Annotated in this window: 8 protein-coding genes; all 8 read right to left on the minus strand. The window is 48.1% G+C overall.

The genetic code is table 11. The features are described 5' to 3' along the window. Positions 1–49: 49 nt before the first annotated feature. Complete coding sequence (gene cobK, locus A3761_RS22460; RefSeq protein WP_068511645.1) at positions 50–877, minus strand: precorrin-6A reductase; 828 nt, start codon at positions 875–877, stop codon at positions 50–52. Continuing rightward, positions 874–2,007 carry a cobalt-precorrin-5B (C(1))-methyltransferase gene (locus tag A3761_RS22465; protein ID WP_068553736.1) on the minus strand — a complete coding sequence of 378 codons (1,134 nt, stop codon included), beginning with the start codon at positions 2,005–2,007 and terminating at the stop codon, positions 874–876. The genes cobK and A3761_RS22465 overlap by 4 nt, the downstream gene beginning before the upstream one ends. Positions 2,008–2,012: 5 nt before the next feature. Continuing rightward, positions 2,013–3,422: a cobyrinate a,c-diamide synthase gene (locus A3761_RS22470; RefSeq protein WP_068739863.1), complete on the minus strand. Its 1,410-nt coding sequence runs from the start codon at positions 3,420–3,422 to the stop codon at positions 2,013–2,015. Further along, the gene (cobO, locus tag A3761_RS22475; RefSeq protein ID WP_068509165.1) at positions 3,422–4,009 is read right to left on the minus strand and encodes a cob(I)yrinic acid a,c-diamide adenosyltransferase; all 588 of its coding nucleotides are present in this window, start codon (positions 4,007–4,009) and stop codon (positions 3,422–3,424) included. The genes A3761_RS22470 and cobO overlap by 1 nt, the downstream gene beginning before the upstream one ends. After that, positions 4,006–5,877 carry an AAA family ATPase gene (locus A3761_RS22480; RefSeq protein ID WP_231878292.1) on the minus strand — a complete coding sequence of 624 codons (1,872 nt, stop codon included), beginning with the start codon at positions 5,875–5,877 and terminating at the stop codon, positions 4,006–4,008. Before A3761_RS22480 ends, cobO begins: the two co-directional genes overlap by 4 nt. Further along, positions 5,877–6,557 (minus strand): energy-coupling factor ABC transporter ATP-binding protein, encoded by a 681-nt coding sequence (locus A3761_RS22485; protein WP_068509167.1) that lies wholly within the window; start codon positions 6,555–6,557, stop codon positions 5,877–5,879. Before A3761_RS22485 ends, A3761_RS22480 begins: the two co-directional genes overlap by 1 nt. A gap of 7 nt (positions 6,558–6,564) precedes the next feature. Continuing rightward, positions 6,565–7,359 (minus strand): cobalt ECF transporter T component CbiQ, encoded by a 795-nt coding sequence (gene cbiQ, locus A3761_RS22490; protein ID WP_068509169.1) that lies wholly within the window; start codon positions 7,357–7,359, stop codon positions 6,565–6,567. Between the two features lies 1 nt (position 7,360). Further along, positions 7,361–7,635 (minus strand): hypothetical protein (locus A3761_RS22495; RefSeq protein WP_231881289.1); only part of this gene is annotated, 275 nt, incomplete at its 5' end.

Here is a 7,635-nt window from a genome sequence, read left to right on the forward strand (position 1 = left end):
GCTCAATCGCTTTCGGGTCCAATTCGTAATCAAATGGCATCTCGGTTTCCTATACGTTTTTTTCGCTATTGTTTTGCTCAGTATCTTGATCCTCAAGGGTGAGAGAATCAGACAGCGAACTTTCGACGTGATGTAGGCAGTCATCAAGGTCACTGAACAAATGCTTGACTGGCGATATGTTTGGGCGCGTCAACATCACCACCTGAACCCCGAACTCTCGTGCGGCTACCAATTTCGCTTGCGTGGCATCGCCACCACTATTTTTAGTCACTAAACAGTCAATTCGATTTACCTGTAATAAGGCTCTCTCTGACTCAAGATCAAAAGGACCTATCGCTTTGATCCATTCCACGCTGCCTGACAATGACGCTCTTGATGGCGCGGCGGTTCGGTAGATTAATTTGCTTTCATCCTGAGTCGCTAGAACATCACTGAGTCGCGTCATGTCGTCTTGAGACAGCTGCCCGACAGTCAGCAAGATTCTCTTAAATTTGGCACATTCAGTGACCGCATCAGCCCATGAAGAGACCGAGATCCAGTTATCGCCCTTTTGCGCGACCCAAGGTTCTCGAGAAAATCGCCAATAAGGCAAGGCCAAGCTGTTACATACATCTATCGCCGTTGAACTCATTTTTGCTGCGTATGGATGCGTCATATCCAACACAGCACCGATGCCTTCCGATCTAATATATGCCTTTAAACCACCGAACTGTGTAAAGCCTCCGGAAATGACTTCGCAGGGTACGTCGGGTTGTCGAACCAAGCCTGCCACGCTATAAATAAGCGAATGATCGTTAGTATTAAACAAACCCTTTTCATAGGCGCGCTTCGTAAAAACTCGCGCATCTGCCGTTCCGCCCAGCAAGAGTATCTTCATGGGCTTTCCTCAGAGGCAAAACCAATAAATTGGCCTTGTCGATCAACAGAATACACCTCCAAGGTGACTGTATTATCAGGCAGTGTTCTCAATACGCGACGCGCTTCGTTAAGTGCTGCTTTACATAATTCATCGCCAATCAGTATCCCGGCATCGCGACAAATCTGAAATACCTGCATACTTGTATTCGCTTCTTGGATTTTATCGAGCACGCTTTGGTCTGCCTTCTGCGCTTTCGCGATTCGAGCAAGCTGCTCAAAATCAATGGACGAAGAACGGCTATTTAAATCCATGTGGCCATTTGCCAGCTTGCTTATTTTTCCGAACCCACCACAAATAGAGACTTTTTTGATGGGCGATGTTGAGGTGGGTACTTTTCGCAAGTGCTTTAGCAGCGCACCCACAAAATCACCCATTTCAATCAACCCCATATCGTTGAGTTCATATCGCGTCTTAATCGCTTCTTCGCTGGTGCTGCCTGTGGTAGCCGCAATGTGCGTGATACCATTTGCAGCCGCTACATCTACACCTTGATGGATAGATGCAATATAGGCGGCGCAAGAATACGGCCTAACTATTCCGGTGGTTCCCAAAATAGATAAACCACCCATAATACCGAGCCTCGGGTTCATGGTTTTAAGTGCGATTTCTTCACCGTTTTCAACGCCGACAGCAACCTTAAAACCACCAGAATATTGGTATACCTTGGCCGCATTCAATAAATGTGACTGCATCATTTCTCGCGGTACGGGATTGATCGCAGGTTCGCCGACCTTAAGCACCAAACCTTCTCGTGTAACCGTTCCCACGCCTTGCGCTGAGATAAATTGCACGCCTTGTTTTTCCTCTAAGTACAGCTCTACAAATACCAGCGCCCCATGAGTCGCGTCAGGGTCATCTCCTGCATCTTTAATGGTAGCGGTGCGTACACTCTTTTCAGGTTCAAGTGACTCGTACCCTTCGATTTTCAAAGAGACGACTTTACCTTTCGGCAAAGTGATCTCAACCTCATCGGGATGTTTGTTCGCCAATAAGGCTTGGGCAGCAGCAACACAGCACGCCGTCGCGCAAGAGCCGGTTGTTAAGCCGCTGCGCAAAGGTTTTGCTTGTTCACTGCTCTCTGGCCACATAGTGCTTACCTAGCCTGCTCATTATTGCTGAGCATATTGTAACTAAGCGCATTTTCAGTGCGGTTAACAGCTTCTGTTGTAGCCGAAAATGTCGTCACGCCCAAAAACAACGCTGCGATGGCTTCTGCATTAGAAGGGAAAAATAAGTGTAGATACGTAGCCGTCAAACTACCCTCGCGATAGATTGCTTCACCCGGCGCCGAATGCCTTTGTCTTTTACCGTAGCCAATAGGTTCTGGCGTATTTGCACTTCGAGAACGATGATGCGCATGCGCTCTTACATCACCTTCAGGCAAAGCGGCGGTCTGCATCCCCTGGCAACCGCGCTTTCCGCGCATGGCCCCATCGCCCGCCATTAATCCCGCCATAGAATAGCGCGCGTCTTCAAGATCAGTCAGCGATTCTAGGCAATATAAAAAACCACCGCACTCAGCCAGTACCGGTTTATTAGCACGATGGAATACTTGAACGGACTCGCACATGCTACGGTTTTGACTCAGTTTTTGCGCATAGAGCTCCGGATATCCACCAGGCAACCAAAGTGCATCTGCCACGGGCACTTGTTGATCAGACATGGGAGAAAAGAATTCGTAACTTGCACCCAATGTCTCTAACAACCGCAAATTGGCGTCATAAATAAAACTAAATGCTGCATCCTTAGCAATCGCAATGTGTTTTCCTTCAAGCAAACGACTTGGACGCGCTAATGAAGTGGATTTGAAATCGACCGGCTCAGGCAACTGAGTAATCGCCTGCTCACCAATCCACGAGACGCCTTTTTCAAAACGTACTTCAAGCTCTTCACGCACTTCATCTGCTTGCACCAAACCAAGGTGCCGTTCTGGTAAGGTAACTTCTTCGTCTCTCGCTAGCGTTGCCAATAAAGGGATATCTGAAGGAAGCGCATCTCTTATCAACTCTTCGTGCCGCTCTGTACTGCAATGGTTCGCGATAATGCCAGCCACATGAATGTCTGAACGATAGCGCGCTAAACCCGTAGCGATGGCACCCGCCGTTTGTGCCATGCCTTTCACGTTCAACACGATAACCACCGGTATATTGAAACGCGCAGCTAGATCAGCACTTGATGGCTCGCCATCAAACATGCCCATTGCGCCTTCGATAATAATGAGATCTGAAACCTCGGCCGCCTCATACAGTTTTTGCTGGCAATAAGCTTCACCTGCCATCCACATGTCTAGCGGCTCAACATCCTTACCAGAAGCTTGCGCCAGAATTTGAGGGTCTAGGTAATCAGGGCCGGTCTTAAATACCCGTACGTTTTTGCCTTTGTTTCGATACGACCGCGCAATCGCAGCCGTTACTGTTGTCTTTCCTTCACCAGAGCTTGGCGCGACAATGAACATAGCTGGGCATGAAGCCGTAGGGAGTTTAGAAGGCGATTGAACACTCATTAGAACTCGATCCCGGCTTGCGCTTTTACACCAAGACGAAAGGCATGACGCTCATCCTGAATATGGCTGATCGTATCGGCGATGTCTTCCAAGGCTTCGGGCATCTTTCGCCCCGTAATCATGACATGCTGATGTTTAGGTCTATTTTTTAGAGCTTCTAGAACCGGTTCCAATTCAAGGTATTTGTATTTAAACATGTAGCTCATTTCGTCAAAAATCAGAATATCGTACTGGGGGTCGGTTAGCAGCGATTTAGCGAGCTCCCACGCGTTCTGAGCGGCAGCTATATCTTGGTCTTTGTCTTGGGTTTCCCAGGTGAAGCCATGCCCCATTACATGCCAATCGATACGTTCATGGTCGCGGAATAGTTTGAATTCACCGGTTTCTTTTCGGCCCTTAATAAACTGAACGACCGCGGCTTTCTGACCATGCCCTACGGCTCTGGCCATCGTGCCAAAGGCGGAGCTACTTTTGCCTTTGCCATTTCCTTTCAACAAAATCAGAACGCCACGCTCTTCAGTTGCCTTGGCAATCTTTTTATCGATAATGGCCTTTTTGTGCGCCATGCGCTCTTGATGCGACTTCATGCCAAGCTACCTTTTCCTGTTGAGTTACTTAAAAGATCATCCTTTAAGGAGATATAGATTGCGCCCAAATTGCGCGCAAACTCTCTTCCACGACCACGGGGTATTGTCGCTTGCTCAGTATCCACCCATACACAGTCACCGGGTAGCCTAATTTGGCTGAGCGTTTCTCGGCTCCGACCATCAGACACTATATACGTCCGTATGTTTAGCCCTGGAAATTTCTGACTCATCGCTTCGCAATACCGAGCCGCTTCATTAACGCCTTCTATGATTGGTGTTCCACCGCCCGCTCGGAGCCCCTGCAACCAGTTCTCGATCTGTTTGGGCGCTCTCACTTTCGCCATGAGCGACAGTACTTGATTGTTACCAAAACCAAACACCGCAAGTTGCTCTCTGTTTAAGTAAGCCTCATTGGCGATCGCAGCAACAACACCTTTTGCACGTGCAAAAACGTCACCTTGTAAAGTAGAGCCCGAGGTATCAAACAAAACAACATGTAAGACTGACTGACCCAATTTTTGTTTCCGCATCTTGAGCTTATTAGGCGGCCACTCGCCAAAACTACTTAGCAGTGTGCCGAACCAATCAGGAAGTCGCCCGTCTTTGTTCGATGTTTGCCGGCCTATGGTAGAGCGCCCTTTTTGATTGGCAAACATCGAGTCTAACAATGCAGAGGGTTGGCTTATCGCACGCGCGTTTGATTTTGTGGGGATGGCATTCTCCGGTGATACAATACCGTTCATGCATTTTGGGTCCATACTCCCCCAATCACTGTCGGTACTATTTTGTTCGCCGGTATCGGCATCGCCCTTTGCGTCATTCTGGTTTGGTTGTCTATGTGAATCATCGGGTCGCTTAAATCCGGTTTCTGGAGAATCGTTGCCGGAGTTAGGATTACCGCTTCCGGAATCACCTTGAGCTGGTGGTGGCGCGTCGTGCCTACGGCGGTGGTGCAAAACCAGCTCTGAAACCGCATCAAGATCATCCAAGATGACCTCTTTTCGACCTTGCCAAGCGGCGTGCGCGCGAGCTGTTCGATACCAAACGATATCTGCTCTTAGTCCATCTACCAACGCATCTTCACAACGTTGTGCAATTTCAATTCGAATGGAGTCAGAGCATGCCACACCCTCTAAACGCTTTCTTGCTGAAACTACCTTAGCGATCAGTGCTTCTTGCTTTTCTTCATAGGCAAGAGTAAATGCTTCTGGATCGGCATCAAATGCTTCGCGCGTTTTAACGATGGCAACACGCTCTTCTACCGAGTAGCGGTTAGCTAAATCGACTGCCAAACCGAAACGGTCGTGTAACTGGGGGCGCAATTCTCCTTCATCAGGATTCATCGTGCCGATTAATAGAAACTCCGCCTTGTGTTGATGGCTGATGCCATCGCGCTCTATGTAATTGACACCACTTGCGGCGACATCCAAAAGCAGATCTACAAGATTGTCAGGCAATAGATTAACTTCATCGACGTATAGAACGCCGCCGTTGGCTTTACTTAGTAAGCCAGGTTGGAAATCTAAGGACTTGTCACTCAGCACTTTTTCCAAGTTCAGTGTACCGACCAACATCTCTTCACTCGTCCCTAAAGGCAAAGTAACAAAGGATGGTGAGTCACTGCCTAAGCGCGCATCGTCGTAAGGCAATAGACTAGCCAAAGCCCTAGCAAGGGTGGATTTTGCTGACCCTCTTGGGCCAGTGATAACGACACCGCCGATGGACGGATTGATAGCCACGAGAATAAGCGCAAGCTTGAATGAGTCTTGGCCGACCACTGCACTAAAAGGCATGTCTAATCTATCTGAATTATGCGCATAGTTCATAAAAGAGTCTCTCAAGTTTTCTTGGGCGGAAGTAAAAGCCATTAAGCAATCTCAGTTTCCGACCAAGCTTCTATTTCAATCATTCGCGCAGACTCTAAACGAATATGTCGCGTCGCGATTTTAGAAACAAACTCTTCATCATGTGAGATAACAAGCATTGCTTGCGGCAAGGACATCAAGACGTCGAGCAAGCGTTGTCTAGCTTCGTTGTCGAGCGCGTTTGTCGGTTCATCTAACAACAACACTTCTGGCTCCATGGCCAGTACCGATGCCAATGCGACCAAGCGTTTTTCGCCCCCCGAAAGCTGATGCGCAACTCGCTTCTCAAATCCTGCCATGCCAAGCGACCTAAGTGTTTGCTTGGCCTTTTCGAAGGCCCGCTCTCTGGTTTTTCCTAGATTTAGCGGGCCAAATGCCACGTCCTCTAATACAGTGGGGCAAAATAGTTGATCATCGGGGTCTTGAAATAGAAAGCCCGCCTTCGCGCGTACTTCAACAAATTCAGACTCTTGCTTTCTAAACTTGCCAAAAGCAAATACATCACCCGACTTTGCTTTTTTTAGCCCTACCAGTAAATGTAGAAACGTCGTTTTGCCCGCTCCATTCGGCCCCGTGAGCGCAACCCGATCACCCGAGTAGAGAGAGAAATCGACATGAGATAATACTTCCCCTCTTCGTGGGTAGCGGTAGCTTAAGCCTCGTGTTTCAATTAGCGCTTCCATAAAAGCCTCAAAGCAGGTTGATAAGAATTAGAGAAATCAAGAACGGAACGCAAACGATGATCAAGCAGTAATCGCGTGCGACTAACTTATCATCATCCAACAAATAGAAGCGGCCGTTGTAACCACGACACTTCATTGCCTCCATGATTCGCTCTGAACGTTCAAGTGCATGGATTAAAAGCATTCCCACTAAATAGCCAATTGAGCGCCATGTGTGCGTATCCATTCGCAGTACAAATGCCCGCGCCTGCATCGCACGTTTCATGCGTTTGTATTCCTGACCAATCACGTCGAGATAACGTACCGTAAACAGAAGCAAATGAACGAGCTTATCGGGTATACGTAACCGTGCTAAAGCATGCCCGAACGTTGTCGCATTCATGGTGCCCACAACAGCAAGTAAAGACAGAACAACGGTATTCGCTTTAACGGCAATCAATACCGCGTGGACCAATCCATTCTTACTCGCCGTCAACTCCGATATTTCGAAAAGCACATCATCTTCCCCAGAGACAGGCGTCGTAAATGGCAGCATAACAATCAGAAATATCATGAACATATCCATCGCCAGGACGCGTCTAAACGTGCGCTTGAGATTTAACTTCGCCAAGAAAACAAGAGCACACGCGATACCCAATTCGACGAGCACAACATTGAGTTCTTTCGACAACACAACAATGCAGGAAAAAACAGCCACCCAAATAATTCGGACTCGAGGATCGAACGAGTCGATCACCGAATCTTCATGCTTCAGCCTCTGCCCTTTCCACGAAGTGCCGCTGTGTTCGAGATTCTGTGGCACCTTAACTCGCCTTATTCTTTGTAGATTGATTTCGCTGCGTTAGCCAAATACCGATACCGCATAAGCCAAAGATGTAACCAATGCCACCCAAAGCATCCCGAAATGATGCTTTCTCTTTGTAGGCATTCAACTCTTTGCGCAAGGGCTTAATTTGTTTTGCGACAGCCTTTTCGATCAATGCTTGTAAGTCATTACCCACCAACATCTGTCCTCGAAGGTTTGTTTCCAGAGCGTCGGCAGATTCCACTGCCATAATCTCGCCTAAGGTATCCGATA

It is taken from the genome of Oleiphilus sp. HI0123, from assembly GCF_001635315.1.

Coding starts and splice junctions, on each gene's coding strand:
- A3761_RS22485 (WP_068509167.1), bottom strand. CDS start 6,557: ATGGAAGCGCTAATTGAAACACGAGGCTTAAGCTACCGCTACCCACGA.
- cobO (WP_068509165.1), bottom strand. CDS start 4,009: ATGAAGTCGCATCAAGAGCGCATGGCGCACAAAAAGGCCATTATCGAT.
- A3761_RS22470 (WP_068739863.1), bottom strand. CDS start 3,422: ATGAGTGTTCAATCGCCTTCTAAACTCCCTACGGCTTCATGCCCAGCT.
- A3761_RS22480 (WP_231878292.1), bottom strand. CDS start 5,877: ATGGCTTTTACTTCCGCCCAAGAAAACTTGAGAGACTCTTTTATGAAC.
- cobK (WP_068511645.1), bottom strand. CDS start 877: ATGAAGATACTCTTGCTGGGCGGAACGGCAGATGCGCGAGTTTTTACG.
- A3761_RS22465 (WP_068553736.1), bottom strand. CDS start 2,007: ATGTGGCCAGAGAGCAGTGAACAAGCAAAACCTTTGCGCAGCGGCTTA.